General features: G+C 55.1%; 15 protein-coding genes. 6 read left to right on the top strand and 9 right to left on the bottom strand.

The window, feature by feature from the left end; genetic code table 11:
- Nucleotides 1-27 precede the first annotated feature (27 nt).
- Nucleotides 28-2,049 carry a DNA helicase Rep gene (rep, locus tag LBW88_RS18465; RefSeq protein WP_224933769.1) on the bottom strand — a complete coding sequence of 674 codons (2,022 nt, stop codon included), beginning with the start codon at nucleotides 2,047-2,049 and terminating at the stop codon, nucleotides 28-30.
- A 195-nt stretch (nucleotides 2,050-2,244) separates the two neighbouring features.
- On the opposite strand from rep, the gene ppiC reads away from it, so the two are divergent.
- Nucleotides 2,245-2,526, top strand: coding sequence for a peptidylprolyl isomerase PpiC (gene ppiC, locus LBW88_RS18470; protein WP_084933160.1), 282 nt, complete (start codon nucleotides 2,245-2,247; stop codon nucleotides 2,524-2,526).
- Here ppiC and LBW88_RS18475 read toward each other — a convergent pair whose 3' ends face one another.
- Nucleotides 2,527-4,587 carry an AsmA family protein gene (locus LBW88_RS18475; RefSeq protein WP_224933768.1) on the bottom strand — a complete coding sequence of 687 codons (2,061 nt, stop codon included), beginning with the start codon at nucleotides 4,585-4,587 and terminating at the stop codon, nucleotides 2,527-2,529.
- A gap of 61 nt (nucleotides 4,588-4,648) precedes the next feature.
- The gene (pdeH, locus tag LBW88_RS18480) at nucleotides 4,649-5,422 is read right to left on the bottom strand and encodes a cyclic-guanylate-specific phosphodiesterase (RefSeq protein WP_224933767.1); all 774 of its coding nucleotides are present in this window, start codon (nucleotides 5,420-5,422) and stop codon (nucleotides 4,649-4,651) included.
- A gap of 284 nt (nucleotides 5,423-5,706) precedes the next feature.
- Here pdeH and LBW88_RS18485 point away from each other — a divergent pair, with 284 nt between their 5' ends.
- Both LBW88_RS18485 and LBW88_RS18490 read left to right on the top strand, forming a co-directional pair.
- The gene (locus LBW88_RS18485; RefSeq protein ID WP_224933766.1) at nucleotides 5,707-6,639 is read left to right on the top strand and encodes a sugar kinase; all 933 of its coding nucleotides are present in this window, start codon (nucleotides 5,707-5,709) and stop codon (nucleotides 6,637-6,639) included.
- A 434-nt stretch (nucleotides 6,640-7,073) separates the two neighbouring features.
- Nucleotides 7,074-7,943, top strand: coding sequence for an alpha/beta hydrolase (locus tag LBW88_RS18490; RefSeq protein ID WP_224933765.1), 870 nt, complete (start codon nucleotides 7,074-7,076; stop codon nucleotides 7,941-7,943).
- Between the two features lie 179 nt (nucleotides 7,944-8,122).
- On the opposite strand, the gene LBW88_RS18495 is transcribed toward LBW88_RS18490, so the two are convergent.
- The 6 genes from LBW88_RS18495 to bcsE all read right to left on the bottom strand — a co-directional run bounded on the left by LBW88_RS18495 (nucleotide 8,123) and on the right by bcsE (nucleotide 16,986).
- A complete protein-coding gene (locus tag LBW88_RS18495) occupies nucleotides 8,123-9,637 on the bottom strand; it encodes a M16 family metallopeptidase (RefSeq protein ID WP_224933764.1) in 1,515 nt (504 codons plus the stop codon).
- Nucleotides 9,638-9,882: 245 nt separating this feature from the next.
- Entirely contained in the window at nucleotides 9,883-11,163 is a 1,281-nt protein-coding gene (locus LBW88_RS18500) for a dicarboxylate/amino acid:cation symporter (RefSeq protein ID WP_224933763.1), read from the bottom strand.
- A gap of 230 nt (nucleotides 11,164-11,393) precedes the next feature.
- Nucleotides 11,394-13,406, bottom strand: coding sequence for a biofilm formation regulator HmsP (gene hmsP, locus LBW88_RS18505; protein WP_224933825.1), 2,013 nt, complete (start codon nucleotides 13,404-13,406; stop codon nucleotides 11,394-11,396).
- 204 nt (nucleotides 13,407-13,610) lie between these two features.
- Nucleotides 13,611-15,251 carry a cellulose biosynthesis protein BcsG gene (bcsG, locus tag LBW88_RS18510; protein WP_224933762.1) on the bottom strand — a complete coding sequence of 547 codons (1,641 nt, stop codon included), beginning with the start codon at nucleotides 15,249-15,251 and terminating at the stop codon, nucleotides 13,611-13,613.
- Nucleotides 15,251-15,439, bottom strand: coding sequence for a cellulose biosynthesis protein BcsF (bcsF, locus tag LBW88_RS18515; protein ID WP_224933761.1), 189 nt, complete (start codon nucleotides 15,437-15,439; stop codon nucleotides 15,251-15,253). The genes bcsG and bcsF overlap by 1 nt, the downstream gene beginning before the upstream one ends.
- Nucleotides 15,439-16,986: a cellulose biosynthesis protein BcsE gene (gene bcsE, locus LBW88_RS18520; RefSeq protein WP_224933760.1), complete on the bottom strand. Its 1,548-nt coding sequence runs from the start codon at nucleotides 16,984-16,986 to the stop codon at nucleotides 15,439-15,441. Before bcsE ends, bcsF begins: the two co-directional genes overlap by 1 nt.
- 194 nt (nucleotides 16,987-17,180) lie before the next feature.
- On the opposite strand from bcsE, the gene bcsR reads away from it, so the two are divergent.
- From bcsR to bcsA, 3 genes are read left to right on the top strand one after another with little or no spacing between them, the layout of a single operon-like run.
- Nucleotides 17,181-17,375, top strand: coding sequence for a cellulose biosynthesis protein BcsR (bcsR, locus tag LBW88_RS18525; protein WP_224933759.1), 195 nt, complete (start codon nucleotides 17,181-17,183; stop codon nucleotides 17,373-17,375).
- Nucleotides 17,375-18,106: a cellulose biosynthesis protein BcsQ gene (gene bcsQ, locus LBW88_RS18530; protein WP_224933758.1), complete on the top strand. Its 732-nt coding sequence runs from the start codon at nucleotides 17,375-17,377 to the stop codon at nucleotides 18,104-18,106. The genes bcsR and bcsQ overlap by 1 nt, the downstream gene beginning before the upstream one ends.
- On the top strand, nucleotides 18,103-20,718 hold the full coding sequence (gene bcsA, locus LBW88_RS18535) for a UDP-forming cellulose synthase catalytic subunit (protein WP_224933757.1): 2,616 nt from the start codon (nucleotides 18,103-18,105) through the stop codon (nucleotides 20,716-20,718). Before bcsQ ends, bcsA begins: the two co-directional genes overlap by 4 nt.
- The last annotated feature ends 5 nt before the right edge of the window (nucleotides 20,719-20,723 follow it).

Below are 20,723 nucleotides of genomic sequence, written 5' to 3' on the forward strand. Positions count from 1 at the left end.
GCCTGGCCTGAACGAACGGCGGGGGATTTACCCTTTCTTCGCATTCTCCAGCATCGCACGTAAACCCGCGACGCGTGTCTGTCCGGTTTTCACCCGCTCCTCGGCGCTGATCACCTTTTTCTCGCGCTCCCACACCACATCATCCTGCGGCAGCTCCATCAGGAAGCGACTCGGCTCCGGGCGTACCAGTTCGCCATACTGACGGCGTTCACGGCACAGGGTAAACGTCAGCTCTTTTTGCGCGCGGGTAATACCCACATACGCCAGACGACGCTCCTCTTCGATGTTGTTCTCATCGATGCTGCTCTGATGGGGTAACAACCCTTCTTCCATCCCGACCAGATACACATACGGGAACTCCAGTCCCTTTGAGGCGTGCAAAGTCATCAGCTGCACCTGATCGCTATCTTCATCACTTTCACCGCGCTCCATCATGTCGCGCAGCGTAAAGCGCGTCACTACCTGCGCCAGCGTCATCGGCTCATTGAGTTCGTCGCCTTCCAGCATCTCGGTCATCCACTGGAACAGCGTGTTGACGTTTTTCATGCGCATTTCGGCGGCTTTAGGGCTCGGCGAGGTTTCAAACAACCAGCTTTCGTAATCGACACCGCGAATCAGATCGCGCACCGCATTCACCGGCTCGCGCTCCGTCAGCTGGATAATCTCATTCAGCCATTGAGTGAAACGCTGCAGATGCTCCAGTCCGCGGCCGCTCAGCGTCTGCTCCAGCCCCATGTCGAAGCTGGCATTGAACAGACTTTTATTGCGCAGGGTGGCCCATTCACCGAGCTTCTGTAGCGTTGCAGGACCAATCTCACGACGCGGCGTGTTAACGATACGCAGGAACGCGCTGTCGTCTTCCTGATTAGTCAGTACGCGCAGATAAGCCAGCAAATCTTTGATTTCCGGCCGCGAGAAGAACGAGGTGCCGCCAGAGATGCGATAAGGAATGCGGTTCTGCATCAACTGCTTTTCAAAGACACGCGACTGATGGTTGCCGCGATAGAGAATCGCATAATCTTTATAGGCGGTTTTATTGACGAAGTGATGAGCAATCAACTCACCAGCGACCCGCTCAGCCTCATGATCTTCATTATTCGCACTCAGAACCTTCAGCTCGCTGCCCTCGCCGAGCTCGGAGAACAGACGCTTCTCGAATACATGCGGATTGTTAGCAATCAGGATGTTAGCTGACTTGAGAATGCGCTGGGTTGAGCGATAGTTCTGCTCCAGTTTCACTACTTCCAGCGCCGGGAAATCCTCTTTCAGCAGCACCAGGTTTTGCGGCCGCGCACCACGCCAGGAGTAAATAGACTGGTCATCATCACCCACCACGGTGAAACGCGCCCGCGCGCCCACCAGCAGTTTCACCAGCTCATACTGGCTGGTGTTGGTGTCCTGATACTCATCCACTAATAAATAGCGAATGCGCTGCTGCCAGCGCTCGCGCACTTCCTGATTGCGTTGCAGCAACAGCGTCGGCATCGCAATCAAATCGTCGAAGTCCAGCACGTTGCAGGATTTCAGGTGCTGGTCATACAGCTGATAGCAGTGGGCAAAAATCTGGTCGCGCTGCGATTGAGCCAATCCGACCGCCGTTTGCGGATTGACGAGGTCATTCTTCCAGTTGGAGATGGTAGAAATCAGCTGCTGCAGTAAGGTTTTATCTTCTTCCAGCCACTGTTGGGTGAGGTCTTTCAACAGCGCCAACTGGTCCTGATCGTCGAACAGTGAAAAGCTCGCTTTCATGCCTAACGCTTTATATTCACGCTTGATGATCTCCAGTCCCAGCGTGTGGAAAGTGGAGATCATCAGGCCGCGCGCCTCTTTGCGTCCTAACGTCTGCGCGACACGCTCCTTCATCTCACGCGAGGCTTTGTTGGTGAAGGTCACCGCGGCGATATGGCGCGCCTGATAGCCGCACTCGCGGATCAGATGGGCGATTTTATTGGTGATGACACGGGTCTTACCCGAGCCCGCACCGGCCAGCACCAGGCAGGGACCGGTGACAAATTCGACAGCACGTTGTTGGCCGGGGTTTAAACGCATAACGGAATATCACTCAACAAATGAAAAGAAAATCCCCTGACGATGCCGAATGGCAGGAATACGACAGGTGGGCGAGCCCCGGAAGCGGACTCAATCAGACACCGTACCGAGCATTCGCAACCAACGCACCTGCAATTTGAGGTATGACGGGGATATAATGCGCCGAACATTATACATACATACAGAGACACCCACATGGCGAAAACCGCGGCAGCTTTACACATCCTCGTGAAGGATGAAGCGCAGGCCAAATCCCTGCTGGCTCAGCTGGAAAAAGGCGCGAACTTCCAGCAACTGGCAAAAAAACATTCGACTTGCCCATCGGGCCGCAACGGCGGCGATCTGGGGGAGTTCCGTAAAGGTCAGATGGTGCCAGCCTTTGATAAGGCGGCGTTCTCCTGCCCGCTGCTGCAGCCTTACGGGCCGGTGAAAACCGCCTTTGGTTATCACATCATCAAAGTGCTGTGGCGTAACTGATCACTTTTTACTTTTCATCTGCTGCAGCACGTTGCTGCACTGATTGGCATCGGTATCACTCGGTGAAATCAGTGCCAGCAGTGCGGCGGCCGGCGCCACCACTGCGCCCAGCGCCACTGCAGCGGCACCACGTGCGATCAACGGCCCGGCTTTCACTCCCGCATCCGGATTTTTGAAGGTGCCACGCACATACAGCGGCGATCGCAGCGTAATAATACGAATACCTTTGCTGTCTGGATTAATGGATAAATCCAGCCTTTCGTTGGCAAAGTTAACGTTGCCGGTGACATTAATCACCGCATTCTCCGTATCCAGCACAAACACTTTCGGCGTGGCTACGCCCTGACGGATATTGAGATCGGTGGCGGCACAGTTGATGCGCACCTCATCATCGCCAAACAGTTTGCCGACCACATAGTTACCGACGTTGAGGCCGGCAATCTCCATCAGGCTGCGGCTGATCAATCCATCATTCATCAGCAGTTTCAGCTCGCCGTTACTGGTTCCTAAAATATCCGCTACCGAGTTACCGGTGCCGCTCAGGCTGGCATCGCCGTTTAGCTGACCGAGGCTGCGCTGCATTGCGGTGACATTAGGGAACAGCTGACGCAGTTGCAGCTTACGCGCATGCAGATCGGCGCGACCGCGCATCGGGCTTTTATCCCCTTCCAGATGAATGGTCGAATTGATGCTGCCACCGGCCATACCGAAGCGCAGCGGATCGAGCAGCAAATCGCCGTTCTTCAGCTGCAGATGGGTATAGAGATCGCTGAGCGGCAGCTTGCTGCTGTGTTCGATGCGTTTTCCGCTGAATTTCACATCCGCATCCATCACATCCCAGCTTTTGGTATCAAACTTGTCATGCGGTAGCACGCGGTCCGCCGGTTGAGTCGAAGCATCGCCGCGCTGGGCTTTGGCCTGCTGAGTCTTCTCACTGCCCTTGCCTGAATTCACACCAATCAACGGGCCTAAGTCCGCCATACGCAGCTGATTCGAGGTCAATTCCCCGGTCAGAGTCGGGCGCGGTTTCACCTGCCGGTAAGTCAGCGAACCATGAATATCGCTGTCGCCGATGTGGCCATTGAAGTTTTCGTAGCGGAACAGCGGCCCTTTCTCTTCGTTAAAGCGCGCGATCAGATGGCCGTCAGTTTCATACGGCGGCGTATCAGGCAGCAGCACGCCGGTTAAACCGTACAGATTCGCCAGCGTATCGCCAGCAAAGCGCAGACGCACATCCAGCCCACCAAGGTTTAAAGGATCCTGCAACGTCCCGTCGATGCGCACGCGTGTGGTGCCGTTGCGCACATCCACCTGCAGTGGGAACGGCGTGGTTTTGCTGCGCAACGACAGCATGCCGCCGATCTTACCGTCGCCTTCCAGTTTCTGATTGTTGTAGGTCCCGTCGGCCTGCCAGCCGAAGACAAAATCACCTGCGCCTTTCTGCTGGTCGTTACCGCCAGCAACCTGCGCATAAGGCACCGGTTTGCCCAGTGGATTAAGGGTGACGGTCACATCGGCTTTATTGATGGCATCGCGATAGCGAATCTGGCCTTTGTCGAACAGGATATTATCGAGGCGGAAAGACCAGGCAGAAGGCGGCGCATTGGCATCGCTGTTCTCGCTGCTGGCTAAGTTGAAGGTCCAGTTATTCTTTTTATCCGCCGTTTGCACCAGCCGCGCATCAGGCAGCTGCATTTTTATCCACGGTAGATAAACCTGTTTATGCAGCAATGCCAGCGGCGCAAGCGTGGCTTCAACGCGCTGCAAATGGACCATGGTGACATCAGGAATATTCGGTGGGTTACCCAGCATGATGTCATCCGCATGCACCTGCGGCCACGGCACCCAACTGCGCCAGCCCGGCTCTTCGCGATTGCGCACCCAGGCAACGCCCAGATCGCCGCGAATGGCGAAAGGCCGATTTAATTCTGTGGAGACTTTTTGGTTGATGGTTGGCTTCAGGCGGTTCCAGTCAAACGTGGCGATAATCACCACGACCACTACAACCAACAACAATAAAATCCCGAAAACCCAGCTCAGGACTTTTCCCGTACGTGACATTCTGCTTCCTCCTTGCCCTCAACGTCTCACATAACTGTAGTCGAGACGTTGCGGATCGGGATCAGGGAAGCTCGAGCGCCAGGGATTCCAGCGTGCTGAAGGGAACGGGGCGCGAGAAGAAATAGCCTTGTGCAGCCATCGCGGGTGAGTTGCACACCTGCTGCCACTCCTCTTCGGTCTCTACGCCTTCGACGATAACGCCGTTGCAATAGCGATTGATCAACGCCAGCAGCATCGAGAACAGCGAACGACCTTCATCGGTAGAGCGTAGCAGCATGAACAGCTCGCGTGACAGTTTGATGTAGTCATAGCGCAGCTCAGTCAGCGCGGAGAAATTTGCCATGCCAGAGCCAAAATCATCGAGCCACAGCGGACCCAGCTCAGGCATCTTCGCCACCATCTCTTCCTGCGGCAATGCATGGTGTTCCGTGAGTTCAAAGCGCACCCAGGGCAGTTGTATTATCAACTGGCGGATAACGTCATGTTGCTCGATCGCCAACAGCGTCGGTCCATCAATATTCACCGAAGCAACCAGCTGACGCTGGTTGAAAAAGTGTGACCACTGTAATAACAGCTCAAGCTGTTCCTCGACGACATCGAGACGCTGCGCGATAGTCAGCGCTTCAAAATAGGTTTCGGGCGACAACCTTTTTTCTGGTGCGGATGGATGGGTCACCGCAGTCAGTAATTCAATAGCCAGTAAACGGCCGGAGACCTGGTAGATCGGCTGGAAAGTATAGAATCGTTGGCACTGCTGCCAGTAGAAACGCGTTTCCTGTTGTTGCTCCAGTTCAATTGAAATAGGCAGCCGATGACTCAAATTGTTCATCACCATGGTTTTTTCCTGGTAGGTGGTGGGTGCCTGCAAATTGCTTCTCAGCGGCAAGTATCGGCTATCAGCGCGATAACTTTATGCGTCTCAGCCACCACACGAGCAGTTGAGTGTATCAGTGCGTTTCAGGCTTAATCGGCAAAACAAGCGGCGCTTTGGCCGTTAAATCGCCGTGGAAAAGGTGCTCAGGCACCTTAAGTTAAATTAAAACGTCGTTTTAAAAACCATTGACAGCTGCCATACCAGACGCGAGACTCGTGGGCAGAATTCACTACAGGCCGAAGACCATGACGCAGAAGAAGATTGCCATTATTGGCGAATGCATGATTGAGCTGTCCGAAAAAGGTGAGAACATCAAACGTGGCTTTGGCGGTGACACACTAAACACCGCGGTTTATCTGGCACGCCAGTCAGATAACCAGCAGCTGCGGGTGGATTATGTCACCGCGCTGGGCACCGACAGTTTCAGTGACCAGATGATCGCAGCCTGGCAACAGGAGCAGGTGCACACCCAGCTGATTCAGCGCCTCGACAATAAAATGCCGGGCTTGTACTTCATCGAAACCGATGAGCACGGCGAGCGTACCTTCTGGTATTGGCGTAACGATGCTGCCGCGCGCTTCTGGCTGGAGAGCCCAGAGTCTGACGCGATCTGCGCCCAGCTGGCCGATTATGATTACCTGTATCTCAGCGGGATTAGCCTGGCGATTCTGCCGGCTGCCAGTCGTGAGAAACTGATGGCGCTGCTCAGCGCCTGCCGCAAAAACGGTGGCAAAGTGATTTTCGACAATAACTACCGTCCGCGCCTCTGGGCCGATAAAGCCAGCGCGCAGCAGGCTTACGCCGAAATGCTGCGTCATACCGATATCGCCTTCCTGACGCTGGATGACGAGCACCTGCTATGGGGCGAACAGCCGCTGGATGCGGTGATTGCGCGCACGCGTGAAGCGGGCGTGCAGGAGATCGCCATCAAACGCGGTGCCGATTCCTGTTTAGTGGCGATGGGCGATGAGCCGCTGCGTGAAGTGCCCGCCATCAAGCTGGCTAAAGAGAAGGTGATCGATACCACTGCCGCCGGCGACTCTTTCAGTGCAGGTTATCTGGCCGTGCGTTTAGCCGGTGGGAGTACAGAGGACGCCGCCGCACGCGGTCATCTCACCGCCAGCACGGTGATCCAGCATCGCGGGGCCATCATCCCTTTAAGCGCCATGCCGCAATAGTCTTGATCACAGCACTTCCCAGCGGCGCTATTTCAGGCAAAAAGTCTGACGCCGCTGGAAGCCAGCTGACGCGATGAGTTGCACCACTCGATCACTTTTACGTTCTGGATTTGATAACCACGACTTACATAATGCGCAGGATAATTTGCCTTAAATCCCGAGATTACACCGCCAATTTTGACTAACCTCGCCAGCCATCCATCTTTGACTCGCATCCGGCCACACGAGTTTAATAATTCTTACCATATCAATTTAAATTCAATGCATTACGGAAAGAAATCGGGCCGCCAGGCATAGTCCGAAACTGCAGAAATGGCGGGTTTTCGGCTGGACGCCAGCGCGAAAACAGACCATGTTTTAATCAATAACAGCAGGACGCTGTTAATCCGGCCGCGAACAAAATAATGACAACACGACTCGCTCAGGACTGATTTATGCACACAGAAATCATTAATATCTGGCCGCACGGTGATGCGCCAGGCGCGAGTGATTCGCGCGCACAACCGCAAATCGTCGATCTCGCCAAAGAGTACGAACCTTATGACCGCGCGGCGACTGGCGTGCGTTGCCCTGAAATGGCCATCTGGCATCCGGAAACCTCCAACGGTATCACGCTGCTGGTGGCGCCCGGCGGCGGCTTTCAGCGGGTGCTGATTGACCGTGAAGGCAGTGCGCTCGCCACCTTCTTCACGTCAATGGGTTATACGCTGGCGGTGATGACCTATCGGCTGCCGTACGATGGCCATCACGAAGGTCCCGATGCGCCGCTGGCCGATGCACAACGTGCCGTGCGCGTGCTGCGCGATCGCGCGCAGCGCGGCATGAACGGTAAATACATCGTGATGATGGGCTTCTCAGCGGGTGGGCACGTGGCGGCCAGCCTGGGGACGCGTTTTGCTGAGAAGGTCTATCCGGTGCAGGACCAGGCCGATAACTTCTCGCCGCGCCCGGATGCGATGGTGCTGCTCTATCCGGTGATCAGCATGCGCGACGGCCTGGCACACGAAAGCTCGCGCACTCGCCTGCTGGGTGCATGGCCGGATCAAAAGTTGATTGAGGCGTACTCAATGGAAACGCGCGTGCATGCGCAGACACCGCCCACGTTGCTGATACACGCTTCAGATGATGAAGCGGTTTCAGTGAATAACAGCATGGTGTTTTTTAGCGCCCTGCGGGAACACAAGGTGCCGGTGGAAATTCACTTTTATCAGAAAGGCGGTCATGGATTTGGCATTCGCGGTGTCGCCGACCTGCCACTCGCCAGTTGGCCGATGCTCGTCACCGAATGGCTACGCGCCAAATGATCTCCTTCATACTTTGAGCTGCAGCGGCGTTGGCTGCGTGGATGCGCCCCAGTCACTTACTGACGTAAGCTCCGGGGGACTTATCCACTTGCCGCCTTGCTGCAACTCAAATTATTTTGGAGATCTCATGTGCCATGAATCATAAAAATTGATACCAAAGCCATGAATTAAGCCATGTGTCATGACGAGGGTTGAGCCGGATCGGTTGCGCTCGCGCTGCCGTTACTTTCTGGTTTGGCTTCATCCGAAGCCGCCGGTGCCGCTGGTGCATCCGGCACCTTCATCACTTTATCCCAGCCGTCCTGAAGCATTTTCACATTGGTCTCAGCTTCACCCTGCGGCTGAATTAGCACCATCGTCAGTTCCTGCGTCAGTTGCTGGCGCAACTCCTGATTCAACTGCTCGCGCGTCAATCCACTGAGAAACGCCTGACGCAGCTTTTGATACTGCTCCGGCGCGATATCCACCACCGCATTTTGCTGCGAGCGTAAACGCTGACCCATCAGGATATCAGTGTCGGTGCGCGCGTAAGTGGCGAACAGCTTATTCAGTTCCAGCAGCTTTTGCGCCATCAGCGCATCAAACTCATCCTGCGGCAACCCTTTATCACGCACTGCCGCCAGCTCTTTCGCCACCTGGTTCATGTTCTGCGGCAGCGAGGCGTTGGGGCTGTCCATGTTAATGGAACACTGGGCACGCTGGTACAGCACGCGGCAGTCAAAGCCCACCTGAACGTTTTGCGCTTTGCTATCCGCCAGCGCACGTTGCACGTGCCAGAACAGCGCTTCACGTGCCAGGTCGCTCTGCCAGTAATGCTCTAAATTCTGCGAGTCGCGAATCGGTTGCCACGGCGTATCCCACACCAGCGACAGGCGATCCTGGTTCATGCTGCCATTAACCAGATTCACCGCCTGGTGCGGCAGAGGAGACAGCGTAGGCAGTGCTGCGGGTGCCACACGTTTACCTTTCAGCACGGAGAAGGTTTTATTGATTTGCTCTGCCATGCTGCGGCTATCAACGTTGCCCACCACATACAGGGTCATGCCATCCGGCGTGTACCACTGCTGATAGAAACTATTGAGCTGAGCAATGTCCACCGGCGCACGCGGTTGTTCGCCCGGATCGTGAGCCAGCATCGCTGAGCCTTTAAGACGATAACGCCACCAGACATCCTGGGTATTCGGCGGCCAGGTGGCGATAGGGTCGGTCGCGGTCAGCGCGGTCGAAACCACCTGCTCATTGATGGTCATTTTGCCTGCGGTTGCCGACAGCCAGTTCAGCGCTTCTTTCAGCAACTCCGGGCGGTTATTAGGCAGACTCAGGTTGTATTGGGTGTAATCGTACGACGAAATCGCCGGTGGCAGCGGTCTCTGCGGATCCATGGCTTGTTGCCACAGCGCACGCTGCTGATTGGTATCCAGCGCGGCGTTATGCACCATCGCCAGACGGGGAATTAAGTGGCTGAAGCCCGTTTGCTGCGCGCTTTCCACCAGCGAACCGGTGTTAACGATAAGACGTAACTCAATGCGATCGCTTGGACGTTGTGGCGTGGTGAGAAGCTGCCAGCTAAACCCATTGTCCAGTTTGCCTTCCTGCCACGCGGGATCGGGCTGGAGTGTTTCGGCGTGTACGCCGAAGCCGGATGCCGCAAGGATCAATCCGCCAACCAAAAGCCGAATTCTGGTGCCCTGCATGTGAACCCCTACATAAACAGATCAACGCTCGTTATCGCGACATGTGCGGCCACAACTTTGGTAGCCGACGCGGCAAGTTGCCGCCACGTTTATTGAAGAACAGACTCTTTGACCACAGGAAGGTCAGGATGTCGCGCAACGAGGTAAAAAATCGGGAAAAAAATCAATGGGGTTTATTATGCAAATGCCCGCTGTCAGGGCAAGTGACAGCGGGCATTTCTCGGGAAATTAACGCAAATAGATGATCAGATGCTGGTTTGTGAGGCGCTATTGACCTTTTTCGCTGAAGAAAGCGTCGCTTTCATCTGCTTTTCATCCAGCTGACCGACCCACTTCGCTACCACTACCGTCGCCACGCCGTTGCCGACCAGGTTAGTCAGTGCGCGTGCTTCGGACATAAAGCGGTCAATACCCAGAATCAGCGCCAGACCTGCTACAGGCAGATGGCCCACCGCAGACAAGGTGGCCGCCAGCACGATAAAGCCACTGCCGGTTACGCCCGCTGCGCCTTTTGAGGAGAGCAGCAGCACCACTAACAGCGTGATCTGATGGAAGATGTCCATATGCGCATTGGTTGCCTGCGCAATAAACACCGCCGCCATGGTCAGGTATATCGAGGTGCCATCCAGGTTAAAGGAGTAACCCGTCGGAATAACCAGGCCCACCACTGATTTCTTACAACCCAGCTTCTCCATCTTATCCAGCATGCGTGGCAGTGCAGATTCAGATGAAGAGGTGCCCAGAACAATCAGCAGTTCTTCTTTGATATAGGCAACAAACTTGAAGATGTTGAAACCTGCCCAGCGTGCTATCAAGCCCAGCACCACCACCACAAACAGCACACAGGTGATGTAGAAGCAGATAATCAGCTGACCGAGTTGCACCAGCGAGCCCACACCGTATTTGCCGATGGTAAAGGCCATGGCACCAAAGGCACCGATCGGCGCCAGGCGCATAATCATGTTGATGACGCCGAAGATCACTTTCGAGAAGCTCTCAATGACGTTAAACATCACCGTACCGGCACTGCCTAAACGGTGCAGGGCGAAACCAAACAGAATGGCAAACAGCAGCACCTGCAGGATGTTGCCACTGGCAAAGGCACCAATCACACTGCTCGGAATAATGTCGAGCAAGAAGGCAATAACGCCCTGATCCTGTGCTTGCTGGGCGTAGACCGCCACGGCTTTGGCATCCAGCGTGGCAGGATCGACGTTCATGCCCGCACCCGGCTGCACTACGTTAACCACCACCAGACCGATAATCAGCGCGATGGTACTGACAATCTCAAAATAGAGCAGCGCCACGGCACCCGTGCGTCCAACTGCTTTCATGCTCTCCATGCCGGCAATACCGGTCACCACCGTACAGAAAATCACGGGGGCGATGATCATCTTGATCAGCTTAACGAAACCATCGCCAAGCGGCTTCATTTGCGCGCCTAACTCAGGATAGTAATGGCCTAACAGGACGCCGATGCCGATGGCAACCAGCACCTGGAAGTAGAGGCTTTTGAACAGTTTCATAACAGGTGTCCAGGTATAGACGGAATTCACCGCCGTTATTATGGAGAACGCATGCGGCAAGCCGCCTGGAAGCGAAAAACCTTACCGATTGCGGGAAAATAACACTCCGTTAACAGGATTAATATACCCTTACATTCCTTACAAAAGTTACAAAACTCTAACTATGAACTGAAACGCTTCAGCAAACGGCTTCACTACAATTTCGTTAATAAAATCAATAAACAATGTGATTATTCAGGATGTGACGAGCTGTCAAGCCAGCGTTGATTAAAGACGTTGAGAGGGAGTGCTTCAGCGTATAAGTAGCCCTGTCCTATAGTAATTCCGCGCGCCAGCAGCCAGTCGCGCTGCTCTTCTGTCTCCACGCCTTCCGCGATCACATCAAGGTGAATGATGTCCGCGATCGCCGCGACGATGCGCACCATGGTGTCGTCATCGGGCAGTGCCGCGACAAAGCTGCGGTCCATCTTCAGCTTGTTCACTGGCAGCGCTTTAAACTGATGCAGGTAATTGAGGTTGGAGTAACCCATGCCAAAATCGTCTAGTGCCACAGCCACACCGGTTTGCTGCAGTGAACGCAGCAGCGTAATCGCTTGTTCGGCATCACCAATCTGCGCGGTTTCGGTAATCTCCAGCACGAAATTGCCGGGTGCAATACGATGGCGCTCCAGCAGGCCCTGCAGATGAGTCACCATGCTGGCATCGCGTAACTGCACGGCAGAGATATTGACGCTGAGCGGAATATTAATCCCCTGCTTCTGCCAGGCGGCGAGAATACGGCAGGACTCCTCGAACACCCAACGTCCAATCGCCGAAATCACACCAATCTCTTCGGCGCTGGCAATAAACTCTTCTGACAATCCATAGCTGCCATCTGGCATGCGCATGCGCAGCAGTGCTTCCGCGCCCGCCAGCTCGCCGGTTTGCATATTGATTTGCGGCTGCAGGTAAAGCGCAAACTGGCCATCCTGCAAACCCTGCAGGATATCGTGTTCCTGGGTCAGACGTTTTTGCGCCCGTTCAGTGAGTGCCGGATCGAAGAACAGAATCTGATTTTTACCCTGATGACGCGCCGACATCATCGCTGATGTCGCACGATCGAGCTGCTCGCTGGCGCTGACGACGCTGTCATCATGCAGTGCCAGGCCAATACTGGCGTTCGGCCGCAGCTGTAACTGATGCAGGTTCACCGGCTGATTGATACGAATCATCAGGTTACGCGCAAGACGCATGGCGCGGAACGGATTGTGCGCGCGCTTCATCAGCAGCGCGAAGTCGCTCGGCCCGGTTTGTGCCAGTAACGTGTGGTCGTCAACGGTGCTGCGAATCTTCTCCACCAGCGTCAGCATCAGCGTATCGCGCTGCTCATCACTCAGTACGCCATTGGCTTCCTGCAACGTTTCGATGCGAATCACCATCAATCCCCACGGCTGACGGCTGTGGCGATGGCTGGCGTGTTGATCCAATAACGCGAGGAACAGGGCACGGTTGGGCAGGTCGGTAACGGCAAAATGGGTGGTCATGCGACTCATTTCATCATGAATCGACTCCAGCACCTGTTGATTGCGATTGTAGCTGCGGATCAGCATGCCAATTTCATCGTCACGATGATTAAGCGGCAGGTCGAGCTTGTGCGTCAGAATGGCCTGCGGCGGCAACTCCTGCAAATCCCGCGAAAGATTACGTAAGGGATGGACGATCAGGCGGTTGATACACCAGCTAATCGACACCGAAAGGATCAGCGCCAGCAGCAGATAGGTGGTGATCATGGTTGAGAGCGTGCTCAACAGGAACTGGTAAACCCGCGAAGAGTCAGCCTGCAGTACCAGATAGGCAATCGGCTTCGGTAAGCCCGTTCGCTCCACTGAATAGAGCGGCAGCGTAATTTGCACCGGCAGTTCAAACAGACGCGCGACAAAACGTGGCACCGGCTTCTCCGGCGCGAAATCCGCGTGCAGCGCCTGGAACGCGTTCGGCAATACCACATCCGCACGAGACAGAATGCCCGCCGGTTTCAAAGTATTGAGAATGCGTTCGGCCTGTGGAATATCACCCTTCAGAACCGCTTCTGACAGCGGCTGACGCACCGTGTGCGCGATATTTTCCATCTGCTGGGCGTAGTCAATCCTGCGCTGCTGCACAAAATGGAATAACTGGATGACGATAAAGATGCTGATGGTCACCATCGCCACGGCGGACACCGTTGCCATCTGCTTTATCGTTAACGAACGACTGACGCGCAACAAAAACTCTCCAGGCGGCTAAAGCCGTGTATTTAGATGAAATGCGCTGCGAGTATATCGCAGGTCAGTGTTTTTTTGCGCCGGGATAAAGTCGAAAAATGGCAGGATGGGCGAGATAAAGCGGTGATTAGGAATTGCACACCCCATCACAACGAGGTTGAGGTCAAAACGGTCGACATCTCAGCCGACCGTTTCAATTGATAATTACTGCGGATAAGGCACCCAGTCGCCGCCGTTCAGACGGATCCAGGGTTTACCCTGGTACATCATCACCACGGCGTTATCGTTTTCCGACACCACTGGTGTTTGCGGCAGGTTATCCGTCAGCACCGACATATTGACGTTCGGCGCGTTAAACACCTGACCATCCACCACACGGGAAATGATTTCGGAAATCGCCAGCAGGCTGGTTGGCGTATCAATGCTCAACGGTTGTCCCTGATGCGGCGCTTTCATGCCAACAAACTTAATGCCGACCGGCACATGCGTAATGCTCGGGCTGGGAATATCACGCAAACCTGACATTTGCATTTTATCGCCCTGCAGCGCCGCACCGTGCTCCGGCACCACCAGCACCATCACGCGGCGACCTGATTTCTCCAGATTGGTCAGGAACGTATCCAGTTGATCAAACAGTACTTTAGCGCGCGGCTGCCAGTCAGCGGTGCGCGTGCTGCCGAGCTCGCGCGTACCGTCATGCAGTGGAATCAGGTTATAGAAGGTGGCACTGCGCGCATCACTGCTTTTGGTGCGATCGTCGAGCCAGCGCAGCATTAGTTGCCCATCATTGAACACCGGCGAACCATCAAATGAGGTCAATTCCGGTGCAATACCCGCTTGTGACATCAGCGGCGCCTGCAGATTGCCCTCTTCACGCAACTCTTTGAGATAATTACCAAACACGCCGGTATGATCCATCATCAGTTCCTGCTTAAAGCCCAGCTTCGCCAGGTTATCAAACAGGTAGCAACGCTGATCGGTGGCTTTATACAGATTGGTATGCGAAGTCTGACCACAGCTGGCGCGCAGCAAACGAATCCCAGCGGGTCCGCTGTAACCGGTAGCAGAGTTGTAATTGTTCAGCAGGATATCGAAGTGCTTCCACAATGGATGGTCGCGCAACTGTGCCACATCCAAATCGGACCAGGAGAGTGAACAGATGTTGATCACCAGGATATCAAAAGGCTGCGAGTCCGCGGGCAGCGCATCAGGGAAGTGAGTAGCACGCTGACGCTCGCTGTCGTAGAAACGATTGAGCCACGACGTCAGATTGGCGCTGGTGGGTGGCGCCGACTGATCAAGGCCGTTGGGCACTTTTGAGGTGGCCGGTTTGTCATTGAGGGACACTTCCGGGGTCGCCGCTTTGGTCGGCAACAGATTCATTGAGGGACCGGCAATGGTCAGCACGTTAAGCCAGATCAGCATCAGCGAGACCAGCACCGTGACGCGGATCCACTGCGCCACAAACATATAGATCACCAGCAGCACGAAGCCTGCGCCAATCATCTCCCAGTTAATAAAACGTTCCAGCAAATCGAGCAGATAGGCAGAGGAGAAGCCAGCAACCTGGCTGCCCTGACTCATGATCGATTCCAGTCCCGGCAGCCAGGTGTCATGCCAGAACAGTGCAAAGCCAATCGGCAGCGACACCCAGTGGCGCACACGGTGTAAACGGCGTGACGGCAGCGGGAACAACAACCAGGCCAGAAACACCAGATTGCTCAAGGCGTGGAAATTGAGATAGCCATACCACAACAGACCAAATTTGATCAGGAAGTAGAAGTTCCAGCCGCCGAGGCCGCGCCACCACGAACCGTGCAGCGTCGAAGGTTTGTTATCACTCATTACGGTTTGGTATCCGTTTTATTCGGTTTGCGTTGCCACTGCCCTTCCGACTTCAGTGCGCGTAACGGCAGCAGACGCATCAGCAAGCTGGTGCTACTGCGCGGTAACCAGCGCACAAACAACGATTTCAGGAACAGTAAAATTAATAACAGCAGGATCGCCACCTGCACCCAATCCATCAGCGTCATCAGTGGCGATCTCCATCGAGGTTGAGAACAATCGGTTGCGGGATTTGTGCCCCGCGCGCAGCGGAAGAGGTTGCACTGGGGGCCTGCGGCACCTCCAGCGGTGCCATTGGCGCCTCACGCTGCGCTAATGGCGTCAGCTGACGGATTTTATGCACTTCCGACAAGATCTGGTTGTCCTCGAACCACACCACGCGATTGCTGAACAACTCATCATGCGGCAGCGAGAAAATCGATTTCAACGCGATATCCAAATCGTTGAAGCGGCAGGACGACAGAAACAGATAGATGCGATCGTTTATCAGCGTCACCAAATCGCCAAAACGGCGCGGTTTACACAGCGTCAGAATCTGCTCGGGTTTCAACTGTGGCACCGGACGCAATGCCACCATCAACCCTTTATCATTCTCCGGCAGCAGCGTATTGCTCATCAGCTGCTGCACGGCAGCACAGAAGTTTTCCAGTGGCAGATAGCCTTTCTGTTGCAATGGCTGTAAGGCCTGCATCAGCGCTGTAAGGTTGGCAGGGACATGGCGGGTAAACTGCTGACCCTGAATCCCTTCCAGCGTGGTCAAAAAGCGCGACAGCGTCTGCGCGCCGGGCACGATGGCATTCACCCCACAGGCCAACAACAGTCGCTCATCGCTATACCTAAGACTGGTACTGATTTCGCGTACCACAATCTTTAAAGCGTTACCGCGAGAGCGACGCAAACTGTGGACCATTTTTGCCAGGGCATTTATATCCTGGTTATGGGCCAGGTTAAAAATCACCGTTGCCGCGTTAGCCTGCTGGGCGCGTGAGAATACCCCTTCGTTGTCGCTAAACAGTTGCCACTGGCTTGAGAGCGGTGGAGCACCTTCTAGCACACCCTCCTGAGCGAGAAATTGATTTTCATCATTCAGGCTCAGCGGAATATTCTGCTCCGCTTCATTGTCCGCCATAAATTCATTATCAACACAGCGCAAGCGAATAGCGCGGTCGGCTAACAATTTGTCAGCGGAGTACCACCAGTTAATTCGATATTGCCAGCTATCTTGTTGAAATTCTAAATGTGCGACACCATCAAGTTGGCGAAAATAACGCTGGAGATGATTGCGCAGATGAATAATCGATGCACCTGAGGTAATCAGCAATAGTGTGATTTGTTTTTTGATTAACAAACGTCGCATGCTTTTAACCCAATGATTCAGCTCATCCTCGGATAATTTACTCCACAGCGCGGCGTTACTGTAAAACAGCACTAAGCCACTACGGCTATTCAGCACGCGGGCGAAATCACTCTCCAGATGCTGCAAACTGGCTTTATTGGCAGGCAACGAAAATAGCGGGATACGCGCCGGTCCGTTCAGCGGATCGGGCGTCAATAGCGCCTGGGGTTTCTCATCAGCACTGATTAATGTTGCCGCATCCTGGTGGCTAACCACCTGACGCAGCAGTAATCGGGCATCTTCCTGACGCTGGCTGGTGATCCAATAAAACCCTGGATTTTGCAGGGTAATTAATTCCTGCTGAACCTGATGTAGGCCAAGTGCATAGCGATTTTTCATATTTGTTTCGCGATCAGAACAATCCAGGCTAGTTTAATATAGACGGCGACGATTGGAACTGCTGAAATAAATAAAACCTGCGCTATCTCAAATCATATCGATTTTTGCATGGTGCCCGCTTTTCTTCGGGTTTAGACTTTACAAAAAATATAACCACAATTCATCCGTTGCTGTTTTTTTGGTGGCAAAAAGTAATGAAAACAGAGAATGCCTTTTCACTGATCGCTTCCACCAGAGAAGATCAGGATGACATTAATGCGCTGAGTGAAGCCTTTTCCCTGAAGGCATTTCACTACATTGATATTGCTCGCGAAGAGCGCCTGAACAACTTGCTGGCACGCTGGCCGTTGCTGCAAGAATTAGCCGCCGATCAGGAGCCGCAACGCTAATGCCGATCATTGCCCTACAAGGTCTGCGCGGCGGCTGCGGCGCGACATCGCTCAGTGCAGCGCTCGGCTGGGCGCTCAATGCGCTGCAGGAATCGGTGCTGGTTATTGATTTCTCGTCCTCGAATCAACTGGCTGCGCACTTCAATCTGGCGCTCGCTAATCAGAACGGCTGGGTGCCGTCGCTGCTGGATCAGCAGCCGTGGCAACAGAGTGCCCAGCGCTATCAGAACGGACTCGATTTTCTCCCGTTTGGCGTGCTCAGCCATCAGCAGACGTTGAGTTTTCATCATGCCGACGCGCATTTCGCCGCGCCGTTGCTGAACGCATTACCGGCCCTGAAATCACAGTACGATTGGCTGATCCTCGACCTTCCGGCGGATCTGCTGCCGTGGCAACGATCCTTCGCCCAGGCCGCCGATCGTCTGCTCCAAGTCCTTTCGCTGGATGCCAACTGCCAGCTGCGCTTGCATCATCCGCGTTTTTTGCCGCATACGCTGTTTCTGATCAATCAATTTAATGCCAACAGCCAGCTGCAACAGGATCTGCATCAGCTGTGGCTGCGTACGCTGAAGAATCTGATTCCGCAGGTGATTCACCGCGACGAAGCGCTGGCGGAAGCGTTGATGATGAAACAACCGGTCGGCGAGTATCGCCCTCATGCACTGGCGAGCGAAGAGATCAACACGCTGGCAAACTGGCTGTTATTGAATGTTGCAGGAGAGACAGCGTGAATCCGTTGCGCTGGCTGCTGGTGCCGCAGGCCTGGCAGGCGCTGCAAAGCCGCGCGCGCGTGGCTCGCCAGCACGGCACGGGCCGCTTAACCGTGATGTTGCACCTGCTGTGGTGCGTGCTGGCCTGGTCGCTGCTGCGGCTGGAAACCCCTGGCTGGCAGCGCCTGTTGCAACAACGCCAGCGTTACTATCCACAAATTTCACCGCTGCGCCCGCGCCCGTTAGACGTGCTGCGTTACGCGATGCAGAGCCTCTGGTTGATGCTGGTTTTACCACTCGATAACAGCGCACGCAGCGAACGTAAACGCTTCAATGCTTTTGGGCCGCTGTTCCGCTGGCGTCAGCAACTCTATCAGTGGCTTGACCATGTGCCCGCACGCCTGGCGAAGACCGGACTTCATCTGCGGACCGAGCAGCTATTACAAAAGCTGCCTGGCCGCGTGCGGCATCTGCTGTTTATTGTTGCCGCGATTGTCGCCAGCCTGCTGGCGCTGCTGTGTATTTCGCAGCCGTTTGGTATCACCACACAATTCGTCTTTGTGCTGCTGTTATGGAGTCTGGCGATGATGGTGCGCCGCGTGCCGGGTCGTCTCTCGACCATCATGCTGATTGTGCTGTCGCTCACCATCTCCTGCCGCTACTTGTGGTGGCGCTACACTGAAACCCTGAACTGGGATGATCCGCTGAGCCTGACGTTTGGTCTGCTGCTGATTGGTGCTGAAACCTATTCCTGGACAGTGCTGGTGCTGGGTTACTTCCAGACGCTGTGGCCACTGAATCGCCAGCCCGTTTCAATGCCGCCGGAAATCACTTCCTGGCCGAGCGTCGATATCCTGGTGCCGACCTACAACGAGCCGTTAAGCGTGGTGAAACCGACGATTTACGCTGCGATGGGCATCGACTGGCCGCAAGACAAGCTCAACATCTATCTTCTGGATGACGGTACACGCGAAGAGTTTCGCGAGTTTGCTGCCAGCGTGGGTATCCATTATGTGGTGCGCCCCACCCACGAACACGCCAAAGCGGGCAACATCAATCATGCGTTGAAAGTGGCGTGTCGCAGTGATTACGTGGCGATTTTTGACTGCGACCACGTGCCGACCCGCTCCTTCCTGCAGCTGACCATGGGCTGGTTCCTGAAAGATCACCGCCTGGCGATGCTGCAAACGCCGCATCACTTCTTCTCGCCCGATCCGTTCGAGCGTAACCTCGGCCGCTTCCGCCAGACGCCGAATGAAGGCTCGTTGTTCTACGGCCTGGTGCAGGACGGTAACGACACCTGGGATGCGGCATTTTTCTGCGGTTCCTGTGCCGTACTGCGCCGCACCGCGCTAGATGAGATTGGCGGCATTGCGGTGGAAACCGTCACCGAAGATGCGCACACCTCGCTGCGTCTGCATCGTCAGGGTTACACCTCCGCCTACATTCGTATTCCGCAGGCGGCCGGCCTCGCCACCGAAAGTTTGTCAGCGCACATTGGCCAGCGTATTCGCTGGGCGCGTGGCATGGTGCAGATTTTCCGCCTCGACAATCCGCTGATGGGCAAGGGCTTAAAGCTGGTGCAACGCCTGTGCTATGCCAACGCCATGCTGCACTTCCTCGCCGGCATTCCGCGCCTGATCTTCCTGCTGGCACCGCTGGCGTTTCTGCTGTGCCACGCCTACATCATCTATGCGCCCGCGCTGGCGATTGCGATCTACGTGCTACCGCACATGGTGCACACCAGCCTGACCAACTCGCGCATCCAGGGACGCTGGCGTCACTCGTTCTGGAGCGAAGTGTATGAAACGGTGCTGGCGTGGTATATCGCTCGACCGACGACGGTCGCGCTGTTCAACCCGCACAAGGGCAAGTTCAACGTGACGGCTAAAGGTGGACTGGTCGAGGAACGTCATCTCGATTGGGTGATCACCAAGCCTTACATGATGCTGGTGTTGCTGAATATAGCGGGTATCGGCATGGCGTTCTGGCGCATGGCGTATGGCCCGGCCAACGAAATGCTCACCATCTGGGTCAGCCTGGTGTGGGTGGTGTACAACATGATTATTCTCGGCGGTGCCGTGGCGGTTTCGGTAGAAGCGCGCCAGATTCGTGAAGCGCACCGCGTCGAGATCGCCATGCCTGCTGCCATCGCGCGTGAAGATGGCCACATGGTGCCGTGCACCCTGCGCGACTACTCCGATGGCGGTGTCGGAGTCGAACTGCGTGAAGCGGATGCGCTAAAAGAAGATGAACCCGTGTGGCTGCTGCTGCGCCGTGGCCAGCAGGAGTTCAGCTTCCCGTGCCAGGTACAACGCGTATTCGGCCGACGCGCCGGTATTCGCCTGCATCAGCTCACCACCCGCCAGCATATTGAATTTATCCAGTGCACCTTTGCGCGCGCCGATACCTGGGCGCTGTGGCAGGACGGCTTCCCGGAAGATAAACCGGTGCAGAGTCTGGCCGATATTATGGTGCTGGGCTTCAAAGGTTATCTGCGTCTGGCGGAGTATGGCCCTGCCCCACTGCGCCGTATTTTCCGTGTACTGACTTCCCTGGTGAGCTGGCTGGCGACACTGCTGCCACAGGGCATTGGCCGCGCTCCGGCGGCAATCAAAACCGATTTTTCATAAGTTGA

The organism is Pantoea sp. alder81, from assembly GCF_020179835.1.
Lineage (GTDB): Bacteria > Pseudomonadota > Gammaproteobacteria > Enterobacterales > Enterobacteriaceae > Pantoea.

Coding starts and splice junctions, on each gene's coding strand:
- rep (WP_224933769.1), bottom strand. CDS start 2,049: ATGCGTTTAAACCCCGGCCAACAACGTGCTGTCGAATTTGTCACCGGT.
- ppiC (WP_084933160.1), top strand. CDS start 2,245: ATGGCGAAAACCGCGGCAGCTTTACACATCCTCGTGAAGGATGAAGCG.
- LBW88_RS18475 (WP_224933768.1), bottom strand. CDS start 4,587: ATGTCACGTACGGGAAAAGTCCTGAGCTGGGTTTTCGGGATTTTATTG.
- pdeH (WP_224933767.1), bottom strand. CDS start 5,422: ATGGTGATGAACAATTTGAGTCATCGGCTGCCTATTTCAATTGAACTG.
- LBW88_RS18485 (WP_224933766.1), top strand. CDS start 5,707: ATGACGCAGAAGAAGATTGCCATTATTGGCGAATGCATGATTGAGCTG.
- LBW88_RS18490 (WP_224933765.1), top strand. CDS start 7,074: ATGCACACAGAAATCATTAATATCTGGCCGCACGGTGATGCGCCAGGC.
- LBW88_RS18495 (WP_224933764.1), bottom strand. CDS start 9,637: ATGCAGGGCACCAGAATTCGGCTTTTGGTTGGCGGATTGATCCTTGCG.
- LBW88_RS18500 (WP_224933763.1), bottom strand. CDS start 11,163: ATGAAACTGTTCAAAAGCCTCTACTTCCAGGTGCTGGTTGCCATCGGC.
- bcsG (WP_224933762.1), bottom strand. CDS start 15,251: ATGAGTGATAACAAACCTTCGACGCTGCACGGTTCGTGGTGGCGCGGC.
- bcsF (WP_224933761.1), bottom strand. CDS start 15,439: ATGACGCTGATGGATTGGGTGCAGGTGGCGATCCTGCTGTTATTAATT.
- bcsE (WP_224933760.1), bottom strand. CDS start 16,986: ATGAAAAATCGCTATGCACTTGGCCTACATCAGGTTCAGCAGGAATTA.
- bcsR (WP_224933759.1), top strand. CDS start 17,181: ATGAAAACAGAGAATGCCTTTTCACTGATCGCTTCCACCAGAGAAGAT.
- bcsQ (WP_224933758.1), top strand. CDS start 17,375: ATGCCGATCATTGCCCTACAAGGTCTGCGCGGCGGCTGCGGCGCGACA.